This window comes from Schwartzia sp. (in: firmicutes), assembly GCF_978017985.1.
In genome coordinates, this window is the sequence record NZ_CDXDFU010000027.1 from 1 (window position 1) to 26,058 (window position 26,058).

Sequence of the window (26,058 nt, forward strand, 5' to 3'; positions counted from 1 at the left end):
CTCCTGCAGCATGGTCTTGTAGTCTTTAAGATTTTCCCCAAGGTCAACCTCAACAAGCTCCTGATGAAGCTGTTCGAGGATATATGTACGGGCTGCTTCGAACCCCTGATCAAGGTAGATAGCACCTATGACCGCTTCAAAGGCATCTGCGAGAATAGAAGGACGCTTTGCGCCTCCCGTCATACGTTCGCCAGGCCCAAGAAGGAGAAAATCGCCAAGCCGCAGCTCTGCTGCCCGACGATGCAATGCCGGTTCGCAAACAACCGAAGCACGGGCCTTAGAAAGGTCTCCCTCTGAAAGATTTGGGAAATGATGGAAAAGATAAGTGCTGGAAGCAAGCTCCAGAACAGCATCCCCCAAAAACTCAAGACGTTCGTTATGCTGCACGCTTGAATCATGGGCTTCATTTGCATACGACGTATGCGTTAATGCCTGATCCAGCAGTGCAAGATTATGGAATGAAATTCCAAGCCGAGAGGAAAGCTGACCTAAGTCAGCCTCCCTCTCGGCAGTCAATACCCTATCCATATTATTCGCTGAACTTCTTAACGACGAGGCACGCATTGTGACCGCCGAATCCAAAGTTGTTCGAAATAGCCGCACGAACCTTATGCGCACGGGACTTGTTAGGAACGTAATCAAGGTCCATTCCCTCGTCCGGTGTCTCATAGTTCATCGTCGGCGGAAGCATATCATTTTCAACAGCCAGTACAGCAGCGATACATTCCACACCGCCTGCAGCACCAAGCAGATGACCTGTCATGGATTTAATGGAGCTTACAGGAACATCCATAGCGCGTGCGCCGAATACCTTCTTGCAGGCTTCAGATTCACCCTGGTCATTCATATGCGTGGAAGTACCGTGTGCATTGACGTAGTCAATATCATCCGGTGTCAGGCCTGCATCAGCAATAGCGAGCTCCATGCATTTTGCCTGATATTCTCCACCCGGAGCCGGGCTTGTAATATGATATGCGTCAGAATTCGAGCCATAGCCGGCGAGCTCTGCGTAAATATGCGCACCGCGTTTCTTGGCATGCTCAAGAGTCTCAAGTACAACAATGCCTGAACCCTCGCCCATTACAAAACCGCTGCGGTTTTTATCGAAAGGACGGGAAGCATGTGCCGGGTCATCATTGTGATCAGAGCAAAGCGCCTTCATGGAGCAGAATCCTGCAACAGCTGCCGGAGAAATGCTTGCCTCGGTTCCGCCTGCTACCATGACATCCGCGTCACCGCGCTGAAGAACGCGAAGAGCATCACCAATGCAGTTAGAGCCTGTTGCACATGCCGTCACGTTGCAGCTTGAAGGACCGTGCAGGCCAAACGTAATAGCCGTCTGAGCCGCAGCCATGTTCGCAATCATCATAGGAATGAAGAACGGGCTGATGAAACGCTGTCCCTTTGCAAAAAGCTTCTCATACTGAGAATGCATCGTCTCAATACCACCGATGCCTGCTCCGATATATGTACCGATACGGTCTCTGTCCTCTTTTTCGAGGTCAATTCCCGCATCCTTCAAAGCCATAGCGGATGCCGCAACTGCAAACTGTGCATAGCGGTCCATACGCTTTGATTCTTTTTTATCAATATATTCTGCCGGGTCAAAATCCTTAACCTCGCCGGCAATCTGCGAAGGATAATCCGTCGCATCAAATCGGGTGATTTTATCAATACCGTTTTTTCCGTCCATCAGCGCCTGCCAAAAAACTTCACGGCCGATACCGATCGGAGAAACAACGCCAAGACCAGTCACCACAACTCGATTCGTCAAAAAAAACACCTCACTCTTAGTTCGCAACAGCCACTTCAGCAAGCAGCTGATCAAAAATATCTTTCACCGGAAGAATTTTCTTAATCCGGGAGATATATTCACCGGTAAAGACAAGTCCTGTATCAACATCTCCCTGCTGCGCGCGTATAAGCGAGCGGATAATACAGAAATTATGCTTGCATTCCTTGAGGCAGTTATCACAGCGTGTCGGCGGAACATTTCCATTCATGATGCGTTCCGCAAACGGATTGTGTACTGCACGGCCGGGAAGTCCGACCGGACTGTGGATAACACAGATATCCTCAAGTTTAGATTTAAGATAAAACTCCTTTAACATAGGAGCTGAATTTGCTTCAACACTGGAAGCGAATCTGGAACCCATCTGGACTCCGCTCGCACCCATCTTTATCAGGTCAACAACATCCTGTCCATGCAGAACGCCACCCGCGGCAATCACGGGAATATCGACAGCCGCAGTAATATCCGGGATAAGCTCCCTTACGGAAGTAGACGTACCAAGATGACCGCCGGCTTCCTTTCCTTCTACGACAATCGCCGTTGCGCCAAGACGCTGTGATATTTTCGCTAATTTAACGGAAGACACAATCGGAACGATCGGAGTCCCCGATTCCTTGCCTAATCCAAACATATCCCTGGAAAAACCAGCGCCGGCCACCACGAGGTCAATCCCCTCGTCAATTGCCGTCTTCACGACTTCACTGAATTTCTTCGCTGCCACCATGATGTTTATTCCAATAATTCCATCTGTCAGCGAACGCGCCAGTCGGATTTCATAACGAAGTTCTTCTTCCGACATGCCTGAAGCCGCTATGAGGCCAATGCCTCCCTGATTTGCCACTGCCGAAGCCAGCCGGGCCGTTGAGAGACGAATCGCCATGCCGCCCTGTACGACAGGAACCTTTGCAATTTTGGCGCCAATTCTCAGCTCTGGAAGCTTCAAGTGTAACTCCTCCCATCTCTGTACCCTGCCTTTAGAAAATCCCGTGAAATTTTCACGGGATTTTACTAAAAGAAAGGAACATACCAGAACGATTACTTGTTCTGATCAATATAGGTCACAACATCCTGAACCGTCTTAATCTTTTCTGCGGCTTCGTCCGGGATCTCGATACCAAACTCTTCTTCGAAAGCCATGATAAGCTCTACGATATCCAGGGAATCAGCACCCAGGTCATCAATAAATGTAGATTCGATCGTAACTTCATCAGCTTCTACACCGAGCTGTTCAACAACGATATCTCTAACCTTTTCAAATGTCGACATGTCTTTCACCTCCCTCCAGTGATCTTACTCAATATCCTAGTTATATCACATAACCATGCCGCCGTCCACCTTGAGCACCTGGCCCGTAATGTAGGCAGCCTGATCTGAGACTAAGAAAAGCACAGCATTAGCCACATCTTCCGGCTTGCCTGCGCGGCCGAGCGGAATTCCGCCCATCATAGCTTCTTTTGCTTTTTCAGGAATCACAGCCGTCATATCTGTCTCGATGAAACCTGGCGCCACCATGTTCACCGTGATACCACGTGCCGCAAGCTCCTTGGCTGCGGATTTGGAAAAACCGATAACACCGGCTTTTGCCGCAGCATAGTTCGTCTGACCTGCGTTACCCGTAAGTCCGACGACGGAAGCCATATTGACGATGCGTCCGAAGCGCTTCTTCATCATGAGCTTCGAGACAAGCTTCGTCGTGTAAAAAATACCTTTGAGGTTTGTATTGATAACCGCATCAAAATCCTCATCCTTCATGCGAAGGAGAAGTCCGTCACGCGTGATACCTGCATTGTTAACAAGAATATCGATCTGACCGAAAGCCTCGGAAACGGTCTGAACCATTGCTTCAACAGAGGCCGGATCTGAAACATCAGCCTGAACGGTAATAGCCTCACCGCCTGCAGCTTCAATCTCTTTTTTAACCTCTTCGGCAGCCGCCGCGCTGCCTGCAAAATTCAGAGCAACCTTTGCTCCCTCGGAAGCAAGCTTCAATGCAATGGCCCGCCCAATGCCTCGGGAAGCACCCGTCACAAGGGCGCACTTTCCATCTAAAAGCATATTAGCGAACCTCCTTCCATGTGTCAAGCGTTTTTTGCAGGCTCTCCACATTTTCAACATTCATGTTTCTGAGGGTACGATCAATGCGTTTATTGAATCCGCAAAGGGTTTTGCCCGGTCCGGCTTCAATGAAATCCGTTGCGCCGAAAGCCGTCATGGCAGCTACGCAGTCCTCCCATTTTACCGGGTGATCTGCCTGCTTTACAAGATTTTCTTTAATTTCGTCAGCTTTTGTTTCAAGCTCACCTGTATAGTTGGAAACAACAGGGAATTTTGCGTCGCGGATTGTAACTTTGTCAAGCTCCGCGGCAAGCTTCTCCGCTGCCGGTTTCATAAGCGTGCTGTGGAAAGGTGCGCTGACCGGAAGAATTACCGATTTCTTTGCGCCTGCCTCCGAAAGTGCCTTGACAGCAGCTTCCACGCCTGCCGTAGCACCTGCGATAACAGTCTGTCCCGGGCAGTTGAAATTTACTGCCTGAACCGGCGAAAGCTTGGACGCTTCCTCACAGATATTTACAATTACATCACGCTCAAGTCCGAGTACGGCAGCCATAGCGCCTTCCCCTACAGGGACTGCTTCCTGCATATACTGTCCACGATGATGCACAAGACGTACCGCGTCAGCAAAATCAAGAACACCTGCCGAAACAAGAGCCGAATATTCACCGAGGCTGTGGCCTCCGGCAACTTCCGGAACCACGCCGTTCTCTTCAAGAATCTTAGCTGCGATGACGCTGACTGTCAAAATCGCAGGCTGTGTATTTGCAGTGAGTTTCAGGTCATCAGCCGGTCCCTCAAAGCACATCTTACTGATGGAGTATCCGAGTGCGTCATCTGCTTCTTCAAACAAACGCTTTGCAGACTCATAACGGTCAAAAAGCTCTTTGCCCATTCCAACCGTCTGTGCACCCTGACCCGGGAAAATGAATGCAAGTTTACCCATTCAATTTCCTCCTTTCCTTACATTTATTTCAATGCCGACTGTGCATTATCAATAGCCGGCTGAATACCGTTTACGAGCTCCTGAATAATCTCATCGCAGGATTTGATATCCTTGAGCATACCGGAAATCTGTCCGATCATTACGGAACCCATATCTACATCGCCCTCGCGTGCAGCCATGCGGAGAGTACCGATTCCGAGCTTCTCGAGTTCCTCTACCGGTGCGCCGTTGCGTTCACGGTCGAGATAGAGACGGGAAAGCTTATTCTGAAGTACACGTGCCGGGTGGCCCGTTGCCATACCGGTAACAACCGTCGAACGGTCGCGCGCTTTAAGTACCATGTTCTTATAGTTCTCATGTGCGATACATTCCTTGGAAAGTACAAAACGTGAGCCCATCTGGACAGCCTTTGCACCCATAGCGAATGCAGCAGCGATTCCGCGGGAATCACCGATACCGCCTGCAGCGATAACCGGAACATCTACCGCGTCAATAATCTGCGGAACAAGTGCCATAGTCGTGACTTCACCGATGTGACCGCCGCTCTCCATACCTTCTGCGATAACGGCATCAACACCCGTGCGGACGAGACGTTTTGCGAGCGCAACGGAAGCAACGACAGGAATAACCTTCGTTCCGATTTCCTTCAGTGCCGGAATGTATTCACCCGGATTGCCTGCGCCTGTCGTAACAACAGCGACGCGCTCATCAACAACAACCTGCATGACTTCCTTAACAAAAGGAGACATCAGCATGATATTTACACCGAAAGGTTTATCCGTGCCTGCTTTTGCTTTCTGAATTTCAGCACGCAGGACATCCGGCGGCATATGACCGGCTCCGATAATTCCAAGTCCGCCGGCATTTGAAACAGCAGCTGCAAGCTCGGCAGTCCCCAGCCAAGCCATACCGCCCTGAAACACCGGATACTTAATGTTAAGCATTCGGCAGATTACATTCTCTTCAAACATGTTTGTTCCTCCTTAGCCCATTTTCATGCAGGACAACCGCATAGTCCGGCATCGAATCCCGCCTACGCAGCGGTATAGCTACCGCAAAGCGTTGTGCCCGCTGCTTCAGCCTGGGCTTTTTTGGAATCGATGCTTTGGAAATTTTGCATTCCAATCCTTATCATATAACTTTTTACCACACTCTGGCAAGTAGTGTATAAAACCTTCCGTCAGACATGGCTTTCAGACTTTTCCGCTTCCTCGAAATCATTCTGGAGAGCTTCATCTTTGACGATTGTCTCTTTTATAACTTCCAAAACATTGCTCTTGGCAAAATCATTTGCAACACGGATCGCGCTGCAGATAGCCTTGGCATTTGAAGAACCGTGGCTGATAATGCAGCAGCCGTTGACACCGAGAAGCGGCGCACCGCCATACTCGGAAACATCCAGACGCTTTGCCAGATGCTTGAGTGCCGGTTTTACCATGAGTGCGCCAAGCTTCGTTAAGATGCCTGCGCTCTTTATCTCATCCTTTACAAGACGGATTATCGTCTTTGCCAGGCCCTCTCCAAATTTCAGAACGACGTTGCCGACGAAACCGTCGCACACAACAACATCAAAGGTTCCTTTTGGAATATCGCGGCCTTCCGCGTTTCCTACGAAATTCAGAAGCGATATGTTTTTCAGCCGCTGGTATGTTTCTTTAACAAGCTCGCAGCCCTTTGTATCTTCTTCACCTATATTCAAAAGACCAATGCGCGGCTGCTTATGTCCGAAGACAAGCTCCGAGTATACAGAGCCCATGACTGCGCTCTGCACAAGATGCAGGGGTTTACTGTCAACATTTGCTCCGGAATCCAGCAGAAGCGTTGCTCCCTTAGGTGTCGGAATCGGAGTCGCAATAGAAGGTCTTTTTATACCACGAATACGTTTAAGTACAAGCTGAGCTGCCGCAACAGCCGCTCCGGTACTTCCGGCGGAAATCACCGCATCGCATTCACCGTCATGAACCAGCTTCATCGCTACCACTACAGAAGAATCTTTTTTCTGTCTGACCGCATCAGCCGGATGTTCTCCCATTTCCACGACCTGTGTCGTGTGATGAATCGTTATCGGAAGCTTCTCCCATCCTTTTTCGTGCTCCAGCACCTTGCGGATCTGAGGTTCGTCGCCTACCAATACGATTTCACAATCAAACTGTTTAGCGGCACGCACCGCTCCGAAAACAATCTGCTCCGGAGCGAAGTCTCCGCCCATCGCATCAACTGCAATCTTCATCAGGAAACTCCTTCCTGTACTACGAAGGGCACACTGCTTCAGCGCCCTATTTCCAAGCTGTTTTAGCCATCAATACGCTTGTTTCATCATTGAACGAACAATCATAGTGAATTATTATAGCGACTTTTTTTCTAAAATGCAAGCAAAAAGAGAGCAGGAAAATTCCTGCTCCCTTTTAACCATTTCTTATTCACCCTGGGAGATAACTTCTTTGCCGTCATAATAGCCGCATTCCATGCATACATGATGCGGGAGCTTCGGCTCATGGCACTGCGGGCAAGAAACATAGCCCGGCACAGTAAGTTTCCAGTTTGAGCGACGCGAATCACGACGCGACTTAGACATTTTACGCTTTGGCGCTGCCATTCGGGGTACACCTCCTTAAACATCCACTTCTTGTACTCAATCTTCGGTCTTCATGAAATCCTGCAAGGCAGCCAGCCGCGGATCTACAGAACGGCGATCGCAATCGCATTCGCCTTTGTTGAGATTCGCGCCGCACCGGGAGCAAAGGCCCCGACAATCCGTCCGGCACAGGTTTTGCATGGGCTGCGCTGTCAGAATCGTATCCCGAATCAGAGCAGCAAGATCTATCATATCTCCGGAAAAGGCAGTACACCCGTCTTCCCCGACCTCAGTATCTTCTCCCGACGCTTCCCGAAAATCCTCACGGAAAGGATATTTCTCCTCCCGCTCAATCTCTTCAAGACAACGGTCACAGACAAAAGAGCGGATACATTTCACCGCTCCGGTCAATCGATATGCGCCGCCCGTATTCTCCATCGTACCTTCGATGATAACATCACCGGAAATCGATGCATTCTGCGGAACAGCATCTAATGCTTTTGCTGTTGTCACGAAGCGGAAATCCGCACGCTCACCGAGCGCCGCCGCATCCGCAACCTTCAGTTTTATACTCATGTTCAGCATCAACCTCGTTCTATTATAGCGACCGACTATCCCATTGTCAAGAAAATCCGACAGCAGGAAAAGCTTCAGTCATTCCATAATTGTAACACAGTCTGTCAATGAATTGCTTTCTTTCTTACACGTCCTCCAATGATATCATTGACCGCATTGATTGTCACGAAAGCGTTCGGATCTTCCTCAAGAACGACTTCCTTCAGCTTGCCGACCTCAAGACGTGTAACAACCGAGTAAAGAATCTCACGATCCTCACCGCTGTATCCGCCGGCGCCGTGAAGCATTGTAACGCCTCGGCCAAGACGGTGAAGAAGTGCTTCGCTTACTGCCTCATGCTCTGTTGTCACAATCATGACCGCATAGGATTCATCAAGTCCCTTGAGCACCACATCAATCATTTTTGAAATGATGAAGTACGCAATGAGCGAATACATTGCCTTGTCCCAGCCGAACAGAAATCCTGCGCCTGACAAAATGAAAAGATTCATGAACATGACAATTTCACCCACGGTAAAGACCGTGCGCTTATCAAGTATGATGGCAACTATTTCCGTTCCATCAAGGGAACCTCCTGCGCGCATGATAAGACCGACACCGATACCGTCGATGATGCCTCCGAATATCGACGCCAAAAACACGTCCTCTGTCACGTTGGGAATAGGCTCAAAGATTGCTGACCACATAGACAGGCAGATAATCGCTGCCGTTGTCGCAATTGCAAAGCTTTTTCCTATCTGCTTGTAGCCCCAGAACAGGAAAGGCGCATTGAAAAGCACAAGAAATACGCCCAGCGGCCAGTCCGTGACTTCACTTGCCATGATAGAAAGACCTACAACGCCTCCGTCAATTACATGGTTCGGAATCAGGAACTCTTCAAGGCCGATGGCGGCAATAAGCGCACCAACCAAAATAGTCAGGTATTTACGCAGATACATCAATACTCTTTTTCTGCCACGAAGTACTTTTTTCTGTTTGCATGGTACAGCAGGCTCCAATGCCGCAGTCTGCTGAATCGGCTTTGGAGCTTCAACGGCCGGTTGGATTTCCGTCGTATCCATCTAAACTCCTCCATTTATCATTGTTATTATATCTATATCTTATCATAAAAAAACGAAAAAAGGCAGGATAGCTTGCCTGCCTTTTTTCCGCTAAGATAAAACTTCATTTGTGCTGCCCATACGATATCCGACCAAGTCAAGCGTTACATAGCGGAATCCAATACCGCGTAATTCTTTTGCAATCTCGTCACGGTGCCTGAGCAGGTTTTCCATTGAGTCGGGCTCTGCTTCAATGCGCGCAATACTGCCGTGATGACGCACACGGAGCTGTCCTTCTGTATACGGCCGAATTGCCTTCTCAGCCATCTCCACCTGGTGCAGCCGCTGATGGGTCAGTTCAAGACCGTACTCGACACGCGAAGCAAGGCACGCCGCACTGGGTGCATTCCAAACCTCCAGGCCCCATGCCTTCGCCTGTCTTCTGATATCCGCCTTCGTCCACCCGCATTCCATGAAGGGAGAAATCACATAAGGAGACAGCTCCTCCAAGGCCCTCATTCCCGGCCGGTAATCTTTTTTGTCATCAAGATTTCCACCATCCGCAACGAATGCATATCCTTCCTTTTTTGCGAAATTCACAAGCTTTTGAAATCTTCCTTTTTTGCAGTAATAGCAGCGTTCAGGCGTGTTCGCGCAGACATCGGGATTGTCCAGATCCTTTGCTTCCACAATCATGTGACGTACCCCTGCTTTTTCTGCCATAGCTTTTGCTTTGTCCAATTCATCAGATGAAAGCATCTCGGATTTTGCCGTTATCGCAATAACATTTTCATCAAGAGCAAGATGTGCCGCATACAGGAGTGTCGAACTGTCCACACCGCCCGACAATGCAACAACCAGGCTCTTTTTCTCCCGAAGAAAAAGCAGCAATTTTTGTAATTTTTCTTCCATTATATTATTCCTTATTCGCCGAGCCTTCTTTTCAACTCTGCCAAAGCTGCAAAACGGACATTTTTAAGAGGAACATTTTTCTCATCTGCAAGGCGCCTGCAGTCTTCATATTCTGCCGATACTGAAACAATATGTCCCTTGTATGCTCCTATCTTACAGTTGACCTCTCCATATGGAGTATCCACTCTAGCTGTGCGGCGTGTCGCTTCGATTCTCTCCGGAACACTCATCACACGGATACCGAGGCTGGTTGTCTCCTGCAGTACAATTTCCGTGCATGCCTCTTTGTTTTCCGCATCAGTCAAAACCGAAAGCATATATGCCGGACGATTTTTCTTCATATAAATAGGTGTCGACCATACATCAAGAGCACCTGCTTCAAACAGGCGGTCATAGATATATCCGAAATTCTGCGGATTCATATCATCTATATTTGTTTCCAAAACATATCTTCTCTGACCGCGGGTCCCCCGAAAATCTCCCAGATACACGCGCAGAACATTGGGAATCGTCAAATCCCAATAGCCCGCGCCGTATGAAACCGTAGATGCTTCAAAATCATAAGGAAGATTCTCCGAGAATTCCGCAAAGGCGTGTATTACTGCCGCTCCCGTAGGAGTCGTCATCTCTTTTTCGTCCGCCGCATGGTAAAAAGGAAATCCTGTCAAAAGCTCGGCTGTTGCCGGTGCAGGAACCATCATTGTCCCGTGTGCGCATTTTACAAATCCGCTTCCTGTATTCACCTTTGAAACGAAGATTTTTTCAATCTCCATATACTCAAGGCAGATGGCAGTACCCACAATATCTACAAGCGAATCTGTAGCACCTACTTCATGGAACCGCACCTCATCCATCGGAACTCCATGCACCTTGCCCTCTGCTTCTGCAAGGCATGTGAATACAGCAAGGCTTTTTTTCTTTACACTGTCGCTAAGTGATGAATCCTCAATCATACGCCTGATATCGGTCATGGAACGGTGTGTATGCGCCCGATGCAGGTGGTCGGGGGTATGTCCGAAATCGTGATGATGTGTGTGCTCCTTCTCGTGCTTTGTCTCACCTTCAGAAGAGTGAGGCTCCGATGCGTATTCCTCATCCGGAGCAGCCACCTCAACATCAACATATTTTGCCTGAATGCCGTTCTTGCTTACATCAGAAACATGGAGCGTAAATTCATCCTTCGGTATAAGCTTATGAAGCTCCTTCTGCAGATGTGTCAAAGGAACTCCCATCTGCAAAAAAGCACCTAAAAGCATATTGCCGCTTATACCCGCGAAACAATCAAGATATATTGCCTTCATACGATTCACCTCATACGATTGATTTTTCCCGCGAGAATTCCCGCGCCGAATCCGTTATCTATATTCATTACCGCCACGCCCGCAGCACAGCAGTTAAGCATCGACAGAAGTGCCGCAATCCCATGGAAGCTGGCTCCGTAGCCCACGCTTGTGGGGACAGCTATTACAGGTTTATCCGTCAGTCCCCCGACAACACTTGCCAACGCGCCTTCCATTCCTGCCACAACAATGATTACATTTGCATTTTCAATTTCCTTTTCATGTGCAAACAATCTGTGAATCCCGGCAACGCCCACATCGAAGCAGGTATCAACGGCATTGCCCATGAGCCGTGCAGTAAGTGCTGCCTCTGATGCTACGGGAATATCGCTGGTTCCCGCGGTTAAAACAAGAACGCGCCTGGTCTCATCAATTATTTTGTCTTTTACCTGCTCTATATACAAAATTCTTGCCGTCGTATCATAAACAGCCTCAGAAAGTGACTCTTTAACAAAGGCCGCTTTTTCTTCCGAAACATGCGTTGCCATTACGTTGTGATGGCTTTCTTCCGCCAGCGCTTTCATAATGGCAAGAATCTGTTCCTTTGTTTTGCCCTCTCCGTATATCACCTCCGGGAACCCCTGCCGAAGCTCACGGTGATGGTCTATCTGAGCAAAGCCCATATCCTCATAGGGCAGCTGCGAAAGCTCGTCCACTCCCTGTTCCAGAGAAATTTTTCCTTCCTTATATTGTACAAGCAATGACCGAATCCATTTCTTATCCATCTTTTCACCAGCCTTCAAAACACCTTGTATAGAAGATTCGACATAACTTTTATAAATCCTTTTTACGATTTTCTTTTCATATTTGTATATTGTGCAGGAAGAACACAAAAGAAAAACGCACAGCATAATATACTGCTGTGCGTCAGATTGCTTAATATATTTTACTGTTCCTGCTGCTCCACGTATTCATTCTGCGGGGACGGCATCTGCTGCTGAACCGGCATACGCTGCAGTTCTTCCTTTGCCTGCTGGAGAACCTGCATTGCATTTCCTACATTAATAATGAGGTGGTCAAAAACCTGATTTGCATACTGGCTGGAGTCTGTGCGAAGCTGCTGCGCCGTCGTATATGCGGCATTCAGAATCTCCTGCTCCTGAGCCTTTGTCTGCTCCATGATAAGCGCAGCCTTTTCCTGAGACTGTTTTACGACTTCGCTTTCATCTACAAGATGATTTGCATATTCCTTTGCCTGATTGACAATACGCTCCGCTTCCTCGCGTGCTTCTGCCAGAATCGCATCTTTATCCTGCATTACCTGCTCTGCCTGCTGCAACTCCAATGGAAGCTCGTTTCTCAGGTCATCAATGAGCCTGACAAGGTCAGGTTCCTCAATGATACTTTTATTGGTGAATACGATATGCTTTCCATCTACAACAAGATTTTCGATTTCATCTAAAATATTGCTTACTGCCATGCCCCAGCTCTCCTTTTTATCGTTTTCGATATGATATCTGACGCAAACCGTCAGCTGTTTTTCTCTATTTCCTTTACGCGGCGTTCAACCGCGGCCTCAACACATTCAGGAACAAGTCCGTGTATATTTCCGTGAAACATCGCAATCTCACGAATTCCCGAAGAACTTACGAAATAATATTCCTGCCCCGTAAGAATAAACACCGTCTCAAGATCAGGAGCAATATGCTTAAGCATCTGTGCCTGCTGCAGCTCATACTCAAAATCTGTAACGGAACGCAGCCCACGGACGATAACATTTGCATTGTGCTCATGCATGTAATCCGGAAGCAGCCCGGAAAACGCGCCGATGGTAAGGTTCGGAATATGCTTCGTTGACTCTTTTATGAGTTTTACGCGTTCATCTACCGAAAAGAACGGTTCCTTCCTTATATTATGGAATACCGCAACAGTAATCTCATCGAACATCGTGCTCGCACGCTCGAAAATATCAATGTGTCCATACGTCACAGGGTCAAAGCTTCCTGAGCAGACCGCCTTCGTCATACATTTTCCTCCTTCAACTGATAGAAACTCAGCTGAGTTGTGCGCCCATACGTTTCATTGCGTACGCGTTCAAGCCTTGAAAGCGCGGGGAGCTCATTTTCATCACGGCCATGCTCGACCACCACAACAGCCTTATCAGAAAGCAGCGGCAAGGTATCAAGTGCCGTAAGCACCTTTTCCCAAAGCCCCTTATGATACGGCGGATCGCAGAAAACGAGGTCAAACACGCGGCCTTCCCGGGCGAAACGCCCCAAAAGAGCAAGCACATCGCCGCGAAAAATATCAGCTCTGTCAGCAAGATGGGTATGCTCCGCATTTTCTTTTACCAGTGCTGCAGTAGCCCGGTCAATGAATGCCGCATTAGCCGCGCCGCGTGAAAGTGCCTCAAGGCCAAGGTTTCCCGTCCCCGCAAATGCATCGAGCACCCGGGTTCCATATACACGCGCGCCGAGGATATTGAACAGCGATTCCTTTATGCGGTCAGCAGTTGGCCGTGTCTCCATTCCCTTCGGCGTTTTCAGCTTCATACCGCGTGCTGTTCCGGTAATAATCCTCATACAGCCACTCCAATCTTCGGGACTGCCGATTTTCCTACGGCATCCCAAACTAACAAACCGCTTTTATTTTAACACATTTTTCTATATTCGTGAACATATATACATATTAAGTGCAAAAAAATCAAAGTCTCATTGTCAGCTTTACACTTTTCAGACATGATTTGAGTATTTTGCCTTTGGCAAAACACAAACAATGCCGTATAATAAATATTGTTGTTATAACCACAAACGGGGAGGAAATAACTTTGAGCGATAAAATAATTCTTACAGGCGACCGCCCGACAGGACATCTTCACATCGGCCACTATGTCGGTTCTCTTCGGCAGCGTGTTGCGCTTCAGAATACAGGCGAATTCAAAAAAGTATTTATCATGATTGCCGATGCCCAGGCTCTCACAGATAACTTTGCCGATCCGGGCAAGGTCCGCAAAAACATCACCGAGGTCGCCCTCGACTATCTCGGCGTAGGCCTTGATCCGGAGAAGTCCATTATATTTATTCAGTCGCAGATTCCTGAGCTCACTGAGCTTACAATGTACTATATGAATCTTGTTTCTCTCGCGCGTGTCGAACGCAATCCGACCGTAAAGGCTGAGATTCAGCAGAAAAACTTTGGTGAGGGTGTCCCCACAGGCTTTGTCTGCTACCCTATCAGCCAGGCATCTGATATCACTGCGTTCAAGGCAACAACTGTACCTGTAGGCGAGGACCAGAAACCGATGCTTGAGCAGACACGTGAAATCGTGCGCAAATTCAATGAAATCTACGCTCCTGTCCTCGTGGAGCCGGACATCCTGCTTGCTTCCAATGAGGCATGTCTGCGTCTGCCGGGTACTGACGGCAAGGCAAAAATGTCCAAGTCCATCGGCAACTGCATATACCTCTCGGATTCTGCAGATGATATCAAAAAGAAAATCATGTCCATGTATACGGATCCGACTCACATTCAGGTATCTGATCCGGGACACGTTGAAGGCAACACTGTCTTCACTTATCTCGATGCGTTCTGCAAACCTGAACACTTCGGACGTTATCTCAGCGACTACGCAAATCTTGATGAGCTCAAGGACCATTACAAGCGCGGCGGTCTTGGAGATGTCAAAATCAAAAAATTCCTCAATGAAATTCTTCAGGAGGAGCTTGAACCGATTCGTAAACGCCGCGAAGAATACGCAAAGGATATTCCCGCAGTATACGACATGCTCAAAAAGGGCTGTGAAAAGGCAGAGGAAACTGCCGCACAGACTCTTGCCGAAGTCAAGCATGCAATGCAGATTGATTATTTCTCGTAAGAGCATAAAGAAAGCCGACAGCCATTTGGCTGTCGGCTTTTTAATTGCATAATCATTTCCCAAAGGGGCGGAACGGTGGAATCCCTCCTGATGGTTTGGAATTAAAGAAATCCGGAACCTTAAGATCCTCAGCACCCTTCTTCTGTTCAGAAGATATCCTTTCCTCTCCCTCAATCGGCGGAAGCGGACGTACATTGGGTATCTCACGCTGAACCGGAGCCTGCTGAACAGGCATCTGAGGAATCGGCGGAGCCTGTTGCGCAGCAGGCTGCATAGCCACCTGCGGTGTCTCAGGAAGCGGCTGGCCCAGACGCGGCTGACGCACAATAACGCTGTCGATAAAATCCGTCGCCACAATGGTAGCGCGAACGTGTCCGTTAAGATTCTTATCAATTACCGTACCGAATATGACATTCACATCCGGATGAGTGTTTTCACGTATGTACTCCGTTGCTTCATTTACCTCAAAGAGACTCAGTGTTTCGTCTCCGCTGATATTCAAAATAATGCCGCGAGCGCCGTTAAGCGAACGCTCTATAAGCGGGCTGGTGATTGCAAGCTGCACCGCCTCCACCGCACTGCCCTTTTCGCTTTCTCCGATTCCAAGAATCGCATCGCTGGACTCGCTCTGACGGAAAATAGACGTAACATCTGCAAAGTCTACGTTTACAACACCCGTCGTCAGAATTACTTCCGAAATACAGCTTATTGCCTGCTTCAGCACTCCGTCGGCAAGTTTGAATGCCTCCATCAAAGGCATCTTCCTGTTGTCGATGAGCTTCATGAGGTTATCATTATGGATAACGACAAGCGCATCCATATACGCCTGCATTTTTGCTATACCTTCCATAGCAACACGCATCTTTCGTCTGCCCTCAAAGGAAAAAGGGGCAGTCACGACGCCTACGGAAAGGATTCCCATTTCGCGTATGCAGCGCGCTACAATTGGTGCGGCTCCGGTACCGACACCGCCGCCCATACCTGCCGTGATAAACACAAGGTCGGCGTCACGCAGCGCAACCTGCAGCCGGCTCTCATCGCTCAAAGCTGATTTCTCACCGATTTCAGCAGCGCCGCCTGTGCCGCGTCCTTTTGTAAGACGTTCACCAATCTGCAGAGTAGGCACGCCAGCCAGCTGCAAAGCGCCAAGCTGTTTGGCATCGGTATTGATAGCCAGAAGCTCAACTCCCGGAAGCTGGTCCTGAGCAAGGCGGAGCAAAACACTGTTTCCTCCGCCGCCAATACCGACTACCTTGATTCGTACGATTGCATTCCTGATATTCGCATCAAAATCCATATAGTTCGTCTCCTCCGCGTGGGAATCATTTCATCTGTTCAGCAACTTTTCTACAACTATATATATTTCGCGTTTCATTCTCATTTTCCTGCCTGTTATCATGAATTTACGCAAATATATCTCAATTTTTTTCAGCAAGACATGCGGCGATTGCGGCACCAAGTGCCGAACCATCTTCCACGGTACGGATTTCGACATTCTTCGCCTCGCTGCCCAAAAGCTCCACAAGTGCGTCATGAAGCGCAGCCTGCAGGAAAGGAACATTTTCATACAGTGAGCCTTCCACCGCAATACGCTGCGGAAGAATCATTCCACCTTCCGCCAAATGCCACAGTGTTCCGGTAAATTCAGCTGCCACGAGTCTTGCGGAACGGCGGCAAACGGCCTCTGCCAATGCTTCCGCCTGCGAAAGCTCTTCTTCGGAGAGTCCTTCAATCCCTCTGAATGCCAGTACTTTCTCTGCTCCTTCGGATAGAATCATTGACAGCTCCTCTCCCGAAAAAGCCATTACAGTCCCCTCATCAAGCCCTAAGCATGATTCAACAGCCAATGCATAAAGCTCTCCGAGATATCTTCCTGAGGTCATTTTTTCCATGCGCTGTTCACCCGGTTTTTCTGACCGCGCGTCAAGCGCAGTATCAAAAACATTCGGAACAAGCTTGGAAAAACCTCCCGATTCCATATTCAGAATCATCTTTGGACTCCGCCCGCCGAAATTCTCCAGATAACATACATTATGGCCTGTGGCGTAAATAGAACCGATATAAACGTCCTCCGCAGCATAAGCCGCCGCCAGCAGAACCGCTACTGTATCATTGACGACCGCTACAGGAGTTACATTTGAAAATCCATGACGTACAAGTGCCCGGCGAAGAAGTTCATTAACATATTTTCCTTCAACTCCCTGCACTGCAAATTCCTTCGTCCATATGATGAGTTTCGCATCATCAAGAGAATCCTGCTCCGAAGGAAACGAGAATGTATGCCCCAGAATACACGGAGTCTGATTGTCCCCGTCCAGTGCCGAGTCTACAAGTCCTGCCAAAAAATCAAAAAGCTCTTCTGCAGGGGTATCTTTTCCAATATAATCATAAATCGCGCAGCGAAGGGGAGCCGCTGCCTTTTTGATTATTTCCCATCGTCCTTTTCCATGAAGACGAAGGTGAAGAACGCGCACATTCGTTCCTCCGAAATCCAGTGCCAGATAATCTCCCGTCTCCGTTCCTTTGGGAAGTGCCACGTACGAGGGCAGCATACGGAGTGAAGATAGTCCATTCTGCTTCAGTCCCTGCTCAATATCAAACCGAAATGCCGCTGCGACAGATGAAAGCTCTCCTCCCCGAATGTGAAAAGCTTCCTCCGCCTCCCGCGCCTTAGCGCTGTTCCACACGCAGTTCACTGAAAGCTCCCATGGTCCGAAGGAAGGATTTCCGTCCAATATCCGTCCGGGTCGCTTATGAAGTAAATTTCATGCTCCGGGTCTTCGTAGCAAATGCAGTTCATCTGATCATGAAGCATATGCGCAACGGCAAAATTATCCACCGAAAAAGCCAGATGGACTTCATTCTCTCCGAGATCATACGGAGTTGTACGGTCATGCACAAATGTGAGCTCAAGCTCATGTCCCGAGTGTCCGTCGCTCAGATAAACGAAGGTACGACCGTGTCCCTCCACGCGCCTGCACTCGCGCAGACCCAAGGCCTCTCCGTAAAATGCAATAGACCTCTCCAAATCCAAAACGTGCAGATTGTTATGAACAAATGTAAACTGCATATAAGATTCCCCCTATGCGCGCGTCAATTCCCCTGTTCTGCAATTCCTTCAAGATATGTCCAGCGCTCCATCAGCGCATCAAGCTCTTCGGTAAGTCTTGTCTGTTCCCTGGTAAGTTCGGCAAGCTCCGTATAATCATCTGCCGCAACGAGTGTCATCTGTACTTCGACACCCTTCAGTTCTGCCTCCTTCGAAGCAATTATATCTTCTATTTCCGCATATTCCTTCTGTTCGCGGAATGTCAGCTTTTTCTTTTCTGCCGGTTTTGGAACCGGTTTGTCAGCTTCTGTCTGTGCAGCCCTTCCTGTTCCTTCAGACTCCGTATTTCTGATGGAAGCCATGCTTTCCTCTATGCGGGCCTGCTGTTCAGACCAGCCTCCGGTATATACAGTCCATTTGCCGTCACCTTCCGGAACAAGCACACGCTCTGCCAGACGGTCCACAAAATATCTGTCATGTGAAACGAAAATTATCGCACCTGCAAAATCATCAATGAAGCCTTCCAATGCCTGCATTGTTTCAAGATCAAGGTCATTGGTCGGTTCATCAAGGAGCAGTACATTAGGAGACTCCATGAGGATACGCAGAAGGAACAGTCTTCTCTTTTCTCCTCCGGAAAGCTTCGAAATAGGAGCCCACTGCAGGTCCTCCGGAAAGAGGAACCGCTCCATGAGCTGAACTGCTGAAAGCCTTGTACCGTCAGCAAGTGTCACATGTCGTGCCGTTTCCTGTATATAGTCAACAGCGCGCATACGAGCGTCCATCTCCGCTGTGTCCTGTGTAAGATGCCCTATTTTTACAGTCTGCCCGATAGTTACAGTCCCATTGTCAGGCGTGAGCTTTCCTGCAAACACATTGAGAAGTGTGGATTTCCCGACTCCGCTCGGGCCTAACACAGCCAGTCTGTCCTTTCGGCGCACTGTATAAGTGAGTCCGCGGACTATCTGTCTGTCACCAACCGAAGCCGAAACATTCTCAAGCTCGATTACAGTCCGTCCCAAACGGCTTCCCGCCAGTCCGATTTCAACAGTCTGCCTCGATAAATCAACACTCTCAGCCTTGACTGCTTCATACCGCTCTATGCGGGCACGCTGCTTTGTAGAACGTGCCTGTGCCCCGCGCCGTATCCACGCAAGCTCGCGGCGCAGAAAGTTCTGGCGTTTGCGCTCACCGGCTTCCTCACGTTCAATACGCGCAGCCTTCTGTTCAAGAAAACTGGAATAATTTCCGGTGTATGTATAGGTCTTTCCTTTATCAAGCTCAAGAATACGGCCTGCCGTATTGTCGAGAAAGTAGCGGTCATGTGTAACCATAAGAAGCGCACACTTCTGCTGGCGAAGGTATTCCTCCAGCCACACAATGGTATCACTGTCCAGGTGGTTAGTAGGCTCATCAAGCAAAAGAAGGTCAACGGGGCGTATCAGTGCCGCCGCAAGGGCAAGTCTTTTTTTCTCTCCGCCCGACAGGGTTCCAACCGGCTTTCTGAAATCGGTAAACCCGAGACGAGTCAGTATCATCTTCGCGCGATTTTCAAGCTGCCAGCCGTCGAGCGCATCAATACGTGCCGAGAGCTTTATGATTTTTTCTTCAGCCGCGTGGTCTGCAGAAGACTCTGCATCTGCCAGAGCCATCTCATATTCTCTAAGTGCCTCCATCAAAGGGCTTGTGCCGCGCAGCGCTTCCATCAGGATTGTGTTTTCCGGAGCAAGCTCTTTATCCTGCTCCAGATACTCCATATCAAGCCCGCGCTGGCGGTGGATTGTTCCCTCATCTGCCGGAAGGACTCCCGCAAGGGTTTTCAAAAAAGTAGATTTTCCCGTTCCGTTTACGCCGACGATTCCGATTTTATCTCCTTCGCCGACGGACAGATTAACATCGGTGAAAAGTCTTTTTTCACCGTAGCTTTTTGTCCATCCTTCAACCGATAAAATCATTCCGAATCTTCCTCCCGGCGTCCCGGCGCATGAATCTCGTCATGCTCTTCTTTAAGGTCATGTTCAAGCTTCACCAGCACACGCGTAATTCGAAGATGCTCGACTTCCTCGACAAAGAATGAATTGCCCTCGTATGAAACCTTCTGTCCGATTCTCGGTGGTGTTTCAACCTGCGCATAAAGCCAGCCTCCGAGAGTATCGACATTTTCTGCCTGAATATTTATTTCAAGGATATCATTGACCTCCTCAAGCATAAGCTTTGCATCAACAGAGAAAAGACGGTTGCCCTTGCGTTCCACTGTCGGCCTTTCATGGTCGAACTCGTCCTGAATATCGCCTACAATCTCCTCAACAACGTCCTCTATTGTTACCATGCCGGCAGTTCCGCCGTATTCATCAACAACAACCGCCAGCTGTACCTTCTTTTGCTGCATTGTCTGCAAAAGACGCGGAACGGACATAGGTTCCGGAACAAAAAGAGTTCTACGCGCCAAACGGCGGAGATTCGGGCGGCGTCCGTGGCAAAGCGGATCAAGCAGGTCTTTTATATGCAAAAATCCTATAATATCGTCCTTGCCCTCCCGGCATATAGGATACCGTGTAAGGCGTTTTTTTAGTGCCACCTGGATATTTTCTTCAACGGTATTTTCCAGGAAAAGACATACCATATCGGTACGGGGCACCATTATATCGCGCACCGATTTATCCGAAAAATCAAAGACATTATCAACAAAATCGTATTCCGTCTTATCGATTGCTCCGTGCTTGCGGCTTTCTGCCATCAAAATGCGCAGCTCCTCTTCGGAATGGACATCCTCCTTCTCCGGAGTAGGCTCAAAACCCAGAGCGCGCGTTACAAAATTCGCAACATGATTCAAAAGCCAGACAAACGGGTATGTAATCTTCTTGAAGATAAGAAGCGGAATCGCCAAAAACAAAAGCGCGTTCAGCGCCTTCTGTATGGCAATATTTTTCGGTGCAAGCTCACCGAGTATAATATGAGCCGCCGTGATTATTGAAAAAGCAACCGTAAACGAAATAGTCTCCGCAGCGGCACCTGTAATGCTTACCGCTTCGAACAGAGGCTGCAGCAGGCGGCTTAAAAACGGCTCACCAACCCAGCCCAAACCCAGGGACACAAGTGTAATGCCGAGCTGTGTTACAGACAGAGAAACATCCATCTGATCCACCAGCATTTTTGCATAACGTGCCCTTGTCTTTCCCGCCTTTATAAGTTCCTCGAGCTGTGACGGGCGTACCTTGACAATAGTGAATTCAGCGGCAACAAAAAAGCCGTTGAAAATGATAAGCACCATTATCAAAATCAGATTGCCCGAGACAAACGCAAAATCCAAACAAACAACCTCCAAAATCTCTACAAAATCACTTCTATTGTAACACCCTGTCCCCTGTCACGGCAAGACCGGACGTCCCTTGCTGTCATCATATGTAGCCGTGCAGTTGGGATAATTTGAGCAGCCCCAGAAATCACCGTTCCTTCCATGCACCAGCTGCAGGCTTCCTTCCTTGCAGTGCGGGCAAAGCCACGGGCTCTTCTCCTTGGGCTTGGTCATGTGCTCCATAGGTGCCGCGGAGGGCTTTGGCTCATTTCCCCATTTGCGTACCTTCGGAGCTGCCGTCTGTGCCAAAAAGGCCTGCGCCGAAAGCTCAGGCTGATACTGTGCAGTAAACGCGGCCATTTCATCTTCACTCATCATGAATGACGATGGCTGCGGAGCAGGCTTGTTCGGGGTGTACTGCCTCTGTGAAGTACGTGCAGCAGCAGGCTGATACGAGCCCCTGTTTGACGCACCCGAAATATCAGGCTTCCCGTCCATGTCATTGCAGGTCATTCTGCACCGTGGGAAATTTGTACAGCCCCAGAAATCCCCGTTCTTTCCATGTTTCTTTGTCAAAACACCCTGATGGCATCTGGGGCATGGATACTCTCCCTTTACCTCCATCTTCACCCCAAAGGCCTTTTCACAAAGGCGGCGCGCAAAGTCCTCCTGCTCCTTCAGAAACGCGTCAATGGTTCCGTTGCCTGCCGCCATGGAGTGGAGCTCGTCCTCCCACACGGCTGTTTTGTCAGGATATGTCATATCATCAGGCAGCGCATCTACCAAAAGCTCAGCCGACGGCTGAGGAATCAGATATTTCTTCTTGCCCTGCTGACTCAGAAACTTTCTCTTGATAAGGTCTTCAATGATTGAGGCACGGGTCGCTTCCGTCCCTATTCCGCTCACGTCCTTTAGCTGTTTCTTTGCCTCCGGGTCCTTCACATATTTATGAATATCCTTCATGGCAGCAAGAAGCGTGGACGGAGTAAATCTCTGCGGCGGCTTTGTTTCCTTTTCATCAAGCTTTCCGCTCTTATACTGCACGGCATCCTGCTTTTTCATCTGCGGAAGCTGTGCGCTTTCGTCGTCCTTCTCCTCGTCCTTTTCCGCCTGTTTTCCGCTATAGAGCGCCTTCCAGCCCATCTCCTTCACCACGCGGCCGCTGGCTGCAAAAAGTTCTCCGCCGTAACGGACGCTGATTTTTGTCTGGTCGTATGTATGCTCAGGATAAAACTGCGCAAGATATGCCTGTGCAATCAGGAAATACATATTCCGCTGCATAGGCGTCAGCGTCTGGAGCTGAACACGTACCGTCGTGGGAATGATTGCATGGTGGGCCGTGATTTTTTTATCGTTCCAGGCACGGCTGCGGATACTTTCGTCTGCGCCTGCCGCCCATGCCTGAAGCTGCTCATCATCGATGCCGGTAAGATTTTTCAAAATTGCCTTAGATGCGGGAATCTGGTTTTTCGGAAGATATTCGCAGTCCGAGCGCGGATATGTGGTAAGCTTCTTCTCATACAGCTGTTGAGCGGTATCAAGCACCTGCTGCGGGTCATAGCCAAATCTTTTTCCCGCCAGCACCTGCAGAGACGACAGGGAAAACGGCAGACGCTGGGGCTCCTTTTTGCCCGTGGTCTGATACGAAGAAATAATGCCGTCCGTTTTCGCATTCTCAAAAGACTGCAGTCTTGCTTCCGCTTCATTTTTATCTACCAGGCGCCCCTCACTGTCAAGTCCGTTCTGACTTTCCTTCGGTTTCCATGCGGCATCAAACTCACCATTTTCATGCGTAAAATGAGCCTTTATCGTGTAATAGGAAACAGGATGAAAATCCTTTATCTCACGCTCGCGGCGTACTACCAGAGCAAGCGTAGGAGTCTTTACGCGGCCTATAGGCAGTGTCATGTCATGGCCTGCTCTGCGCGCGGCAAGTGTGTAGGCACGGGAAAGATTCATACCGATAAGCCAGTCGGCACGCGCACGTGCAAGTGCCGACTCCTTCAAATGCGCGAAATCACGGTTGTCACGCAAATCAGCATTTGCTTCCCGTATGCTCTTTTCATCAAGTGCGTTCAGAAGAATACGAAGTACCGGCTTCTGATTACCTACATATTCAAGTACTTCATCAATAAGCAGCTGTCCCTCACGGTCCGGGTCTCCCGCGTGCACGATTTCGTCCGCGCGCTCAATAAGGCCCTTAACAATGCCGAACTGCTTGCGGCATGACTCCGCCACCATGAGCTTCCATTCCCGCGGCACGATGGGAAGGTCTTCCGTTCTCCATTTTTTATATTTTTCATCATATTCCTCAGGCTCTGCCTGCCGAAGAATATGTCCGAATCCCCATGTCACGATACCGTTAGGTGTTTCCAGAAATCCATCGCCCTTGCGTACCGGCGCACCGAGAATCTTTGCAATCTCCCTGCCCATGCTGGGCTTTTCCGCTATATAAAGACGCATCATTCACACTTCCTTTTATGGGAAAGCGACTCACTCACGTCTGTACGTCGCTTTTCTTTCCAAATACATACAGTATTTTACCATATTTTCATGGTTCTCTCTTGCATTTTCAAATCTCTCAGGTATAATATTTTTGTATATGTACACTTGTAAAGTATAACATTAAATAGATAAAAGGAGACTTATTATGGCAGACGAACAGACAAAAGAAGAACCAAAAAAGAAAGAATTCTCTGAGCGCGTAACACAGCTTATCGCGCTTTCTGCGCTTTTCCTTGCAATATGCGCCACCTTTGCATCACTGAAGGCAGGAGCCTACGGCAACAAGGCAATTCTTGCGCAGAATCAGGCCTCGGACGGCTGGTCTTATTATCAGGCAAAAAGCCTCAAGGAAAACACCTACAAGGTGCAGCTGGATCAGATGAAAATGAATCCCTCCCTTGATGCCGAAGCGAAAGCAAAAACTACTGAGAAATATAAGTCGACAATAGAGCGTTACAAAGCAGAGGAAAAAGAAATCAGCGAAAAAGCAAAGACTGCCGAAAGCCTGCGCGATAAATCCCTTGCATTTCAGGGACGCTTCGCCGAAGCACTGACCTATCTGCAGATTGCCATCCTGCTGGTTTCCCTCGCGGCTCTTGTAAAACACATATACTTCTGGTACATCGGCCTTGGAATAGGTTCAGTCGGTGCATACCTGTTTATCTCAACTTAAATGGACACACTCTAACCACAGGAGGCAGACAACATGACGAAGAAAACATTCCCTCTGAATCAGGCACAGCTTGAGGAAGTTATAAAAAAATATCCTACCCCATTTCACATTTACGATGAAAAGGCTATCCGCGAAAATCTCCGCCGTCTTTTCAAGGCTTTTTCCTGGGCTCCGTCCTTCCGCGAATATTTCGCGGTAAAGGCAGCACCGAACCCGGCACTCTTACAAATCATGAAGGAGGAAGGTGCCGGGGCAGACTGCAGCTCCATCGCAGAGCTTGAGCTCTCCCACATGGCAGACATAGGCGGAGAAAAAATCATGCTCACCTCCAACGACACTCCTGCAGATGAATTTCAGCGTGCCATTGAGCTTGGTGCTATCATAAACCTCGACGACATATCCCATATCGACTACCTCGAAAAGAACGCCGGCTTCCCTGAAGTGCTTTCCTTCCGTTACAACCCGGGAGCATGCATTGCAGGCAACGACATCATCGGACGCCCTGAGGAAGCAAAATACGGTCTCACGCATGATCAGCTCATTCAGGCGTATAAAATCGCGAAGGAGCGCGGCGTTAAACGCTTCGGTCTCCACTGCATGGTCATCTCCAACGAGCTTCATTCCGATGCCTTCATCAACACCGCACGCCTTATGTTCAATACCGCGGCTGAAATCTACAAGGAAACAGGCATCAAGCTGGAGTTCGTAAACCTTGGTGGCGGCATCGGTATACCATATCATCCTGAGGACAACGCAGTCGACCTCGAATACGTCGGTGAAGGTATTCACAAGGTCTACAAGGAAATCATCGAGCCTGCAGGTCTCAGCGGTCTTGCCATCGCAATGGAATCGGGCCGTGCCATCACAGGTCCCTACGGCTGGCTGGTATCTACAGTACTTCACGAGAAAAAAACCTACAAGGACTACATCGGTCTCGACTCCTGCATGGCTAACCTCATGCGCCCGGCTCTTTACGGCGCATACCATCACGTAACGGTAGTTGGCAAGGAAGATGCTATCTGCGATCATGTCTATGACATCACAGGCTCCCTCTGCGAGAACAATGATAAATTTGCCATTGACCGCTGGCTTCCGGAAATCTCCATCGGCGATCGCATCATTATCCATGATGCCGGTGCTCACGGACACGCAATGGGCTTCAACTACAACGGAAAACTCAGAAGCGCGGAGCTGCTTCTGAAGGAAGACGGATCGGTTGAACTCATCCGCCGTGCCGAAACTCTTGACGATTACTTTGCAACCCTTAACTTCCCCGGCTGCAAATATAAGATGAAAAAATAACTGAGTTTAAACAAATAAGAGCTGCCGCAAAAGGTTTCCTTTTTGCGGCAGCTCTTATTTTACAATTCTTTTCCCAAATATACCGGTACTCACAAATAAAATTTTATCTATGCTAAATTATCTATGGATAAAGTTTATAAATCATGTTATTATATATACAGAAAAACGGTTTATATCGTTTTTCCAA

26 protein-coding genes are annotated in these 26,058 nt (G+C 48.8%); 3 read left to right on the forward strand and 23 right to left on the reverse strand.

Going from position 1 to position 26,058, the window contains the following annotated elements; translation table 11 throughout:
* From rnc to rsmD, 17 genes are all read right to left on the reverse strand, one after another.
* On the reverse strand, positions 1-528 hold a 528-nt coding region (gene rnc / locus ACY69O_RS01100), incomplete at its 3' end, for a ribonuclease III (RefSeq protein WP_462331627.1).
* Position 529: 1 nt separating this feature from the next.
* A complete protein-coding gene (gene fabF / locus ACY69O_RS01105; protein ID WP_462331628.1) occupies positions 530-1,774 on the reverse strand; it encodes a beta-ketoacyl-ACP synthase II in 1,245 nt (414 codons plus the stop codon).
* A 16-nt stretch (positions 1,775-1,790) separates the two neighbouring features.
* A complete protein-coding gene (locus ACY69O_RS01110) occupies positions 1,791-2,735 on the reverse strand; it encodes an NAD(P)H-dependent flavin oxidoreductase (RefSeq protein WP_462331629.1) in 945 nt (314 codons plus the stop codon).
* Between the two features lie 92 nt (positions 2,736-2,827).
* On the reverse strand, positions 2,828-3,058 hold the full coding sequence (locus ACY69O_RS01115) for an acyl carrier protein (protein WP_072934445.1): 231 nt from the start codon (positions 3,056-3,058) through the stop codon (positions 2,828-2,830).
* A gap of 45 nt (positions 3,059-3,103) precedes the next feature.
* Positions 3,104-3,847: a 3-oxoacyl-[acyl-carrier-protein] reductase gene (gene fabG / locus ACY69O_RS01120; protein WP_462331630.1), complete on the reverse strand. Its 744-nt coding sequence runs from the start codon at positions 3,845-3,847 to the stop codon at positions 3,104-3,106.
* 1 nt (position 3,848) lies between these two features.
* Positions 3,849-4,790 (reverse strand): ACP S-malonyltransferase, encoded by a 942-nt coding sequence (gene fabD / locus ACY69O_RS01125; RefSeq protein WP_462331631.1) that lies wholly within the window; start codon positions 4,788-4,790, stop codon positions 3,849-3,851.
* Positions 4,791-4,813: 23 nt separating this feature from the next.
* A complete protein-coding gene (fabK, locus tag ACY69O_RS01130; RefSeq protein WP_462331632.1) occupies positions 4,814-5,761 on the reverse strand; it encodes an enoyl-[acyl-carrier-protein] reductase FabK in 948 nt (315 codons plus the stop codon).
* A gap of 209 nt (positions 5,762-5,970) precedes the next feature.
* Positions 5,971-7,020 (reverse strand): phosphate acyltransferase PlsX, encoded by a 1,050-nt coding sequence (gene plsX / locus ACY69O_RS01135; protein ID WP_462331633.1) that lies wholly within the window; start codon positions 7,018-7,020, stop codon positions 5,971-5,973.
* A gap of 186 nt (positions 7,021-7,206) precedes the next feature.
* Entirely contained in the window at positions 7,207-7,386 is a 180-nt protein-coding gene (gene rpmF / locus ACY69O_RS01140) for a 50S ribosomal protein L32 (protein WP_462331634.1), read from the reverse strand.
* 36 nt (positions 7,387-7,422) lie between these two features.
* A complete protein-coding gene (locus ACY69O_RS01145; protein WP_462331635.1) occupies positions 7,423-7,941 on the reverse strand; it encodes a YceD family protein in 519 nt (172 codons plus the stop codon).
* 104 nt (positions 7,942-8,045) lie between these two features.
* Positions 8,046-8,879, reverse strand: a complete 834-nt coding sequence (locus ACY69O_RS01150; RefSeq protein WP_462331664.1) for a YitT family protein — start codon at positions 8,877-8,879, stop codon at positions 8,046-8,048.
* A 213-nt stretch (positions 8,880-9,092) separates the two neighbouring features.
* Positions 9,093-9,893 (reverse strand): ATP-dependent sacrificial sulfur transferase LarE, encoded by an 801-nt coding sequence (gene larE / locus ACY69O_RS01155; protein ID WP_462331636.1) that lies wholly within the window; start codon positions 9,891-9,893, stop codon positions 9,093-9,095.
* Between the two features lie 11 nt (positions 9,894-9,904).
* Entirely contained in the window at positions 9,905-11,194 is a 1,290-nt protein-coding gene (gene larC, locus ACY69O_RS01160) for a nickel pincer cofactor biosynthesis protein LarC (protein ID WP_462331637.1), read from the reverse strand.
* Positions 11,195-11,199: 5 nt separating this feature from the next.
* Positions 11,200-11,958, reverse strand: a complete 759-nt coding sequence (gene larB / locus ACY69O_RS01165; RefSeq protein ID WP_462331638.1) for a nickel pincer cofactor biosynthesis protein LarB — start codon at positions 11,956-11,958, stop codon at positions 11,200-11,202.
* A gap of 161 nt (positions 11,959-12,119) precedes the next feature.
* On the reverse strand, positions 12,120-12,653 hold the full coding sequence (locus ACY69O_RS01170) for an ATP synthase subunit B family protein (RefSeq protein WP_462331639.1): 534 nt from the start codon (positions 12,651-12,653) through the stop codon (positions 12,120-12,122).
* Positions 12,654-12,703: 50 nt separating this feature from the next.
* Complete coding sequence (gene coaD / locus ACY69O_RS01175) at positions 12,704-13,198, reverse strand: pantetheine-phosphate adenylyltransferase (protein ID WP_462331640.1); 495 nt, start codon at positions 13,196-13,198, stop codon at positions 12,704-12,706.
* Positions 13,195-13,755 carry a 16S rRNA (guanine(966)-N(2))-methyltransferase RsmD gene (rsmD, locus tag ACY69O_RS01180; protein WP_462331641.1) on the reverse strand — a complete coding sequence of 187 codons (561 nt, stop codon included), beginning with the start codon at positions 13,753-13,755 and terminating at the stop codon, positions 13,195-13,197. The genes coaD and rsmD overlap by 4 nt, the downstream gene beginning before the upstream one ends.
* A gap of 245 nt (positions 13,756-14,000) precedes the next feature.
* Here rsmD and trpS point away from each other — a divergent pair, with 245 nt between their 5' ends.
* Positions 14,001-15,047 carry a tryptophan--tRNA ligase gene (gene trpS, locus ACY69O_RS01185; protein WP_462331642.1) on the forward strand — a complete coding sequence of 349 codons (1,047 nt, stop codon included), beginning with the start codon at positions 14,001-14,003 and terminating at the stop codon, positions 15,045-15,047.
* 52 nt (positions 15,048-15,099) lie between these two features.
* Here the strand turns inward: trpS and ftsZ are convergent, their stop codons facing one another.
* The 6 genes from ftsZ to ACY69O_RS01215 all read right to left on the reverse strand — a co-directional run bounded on the left by ftsZ (position 15,100) and on the right by ACY69O_RS01215 (position 23,854).
* Positions 15,100-16,344, reverse strand: a complete 1,245-nt coding sequence (gene ftsZ, locus ACY69O_RS01190) for a cell division protein FtsZ (protein ID WP_462331643.1) — start codon at positions 16,342-16,344, stop codon at positions 15,100-15,102.
* Between the two features lie 121 nt (positions 16,345-16,465).
* Positions 16,466-17,743: a hexokinase family protein gene (locus tag ACY69O_RS01195; protein WP_462331644.1), complete on the reverse strand. Its 1,278-nt coding sequence runs from the start codon at positions 17,741-17,743 to the stop codon at positions 16,466-16,468.
* Complete coding sequence (locus tag ACY69O_RS01200) at positions 17,740-18,117, reverse strand: VOC family protein (RefSeq protein ID WP_462331645.1); 378 nt, start codon at positions 18,115-18,117, stop codon at positions 17,740-17,742. Before ACY69O_RS01200 ends, ACY69O_RS01195 begins: the two co-directional genes overlap by 4 nt.
* Before the next feature lie 23 nt (positions 18,118-18,140).
* On the reverse strand, positions 18,141-20,051 hold the full coding sequence (locus ACY69O_RS01205) for an ABC-F family ATP-binding cassette domain-containing protein (RefSeq protein ID WP_462331646.1): 1,911 nt from the start codon (positions 20,049-20,051) through the stop codon (positions 18,141-18,143).
* Positions 20,048-21,406, reverse strand: a complete 1,359-nt coding sequence (locus tag ACY69O_RS01210) for a hemolysin family protein (protein ID WP_462331647.1) — start codon at positions 21,404-21,406, stop codon at positions 20,048-20,050. The genes ACY69O_RS01205 and ACY69O_RS01210 overlap by 4 nt, the downstream gene beginning before the upstream one ends.
* A gap of 57 nt (positions 21,407-21,463) precedes the next feature.
* The gene (locus tag ACY69O_RS01215; RefSeq protein ID WP_462331665.1) at positions 21,464-23,854 is read right to left on the reverse strand and encodes a DNA topoisomerase III; all 2,391 of its coding nucleotides are present in this window, start codon (positions 23,852-23,854) and stop codon (positions 21,464-21,466) included.
* Between the two features lie 187 nt (positions 23,855-24,041).
* Between ACY69O_RS01215 and ACY69O_RS01220 the strand changes: the two genes are divergently transcribed.
* Positions 24,042-24,569: a DUF4337 domain-containing protein gene (locus tag ACY69O_RS01220; protein WP_462331648.1), complete on the forward strand. Its 528-nt coding sequence runs from the start codon at positions 24,042-24,044 to the stop codon at positions 24,567-24,569.
* Between the two features lie 33 nt (positions 24,570-24,602).
* Positions 24,603-25,871: a diaminopimelate decarboxylase family protein gene (locus ACY69O_RS01225; protein ID WP_462331649.1), complete on the forward strand. Its 1,269-nt coding sequence runs from the start codon at positions 24,603-24,605 to the stop codon at positions 25,869-25,871.
* Positions 25,872-26,058: the final 187 nt, after the last annotated feature.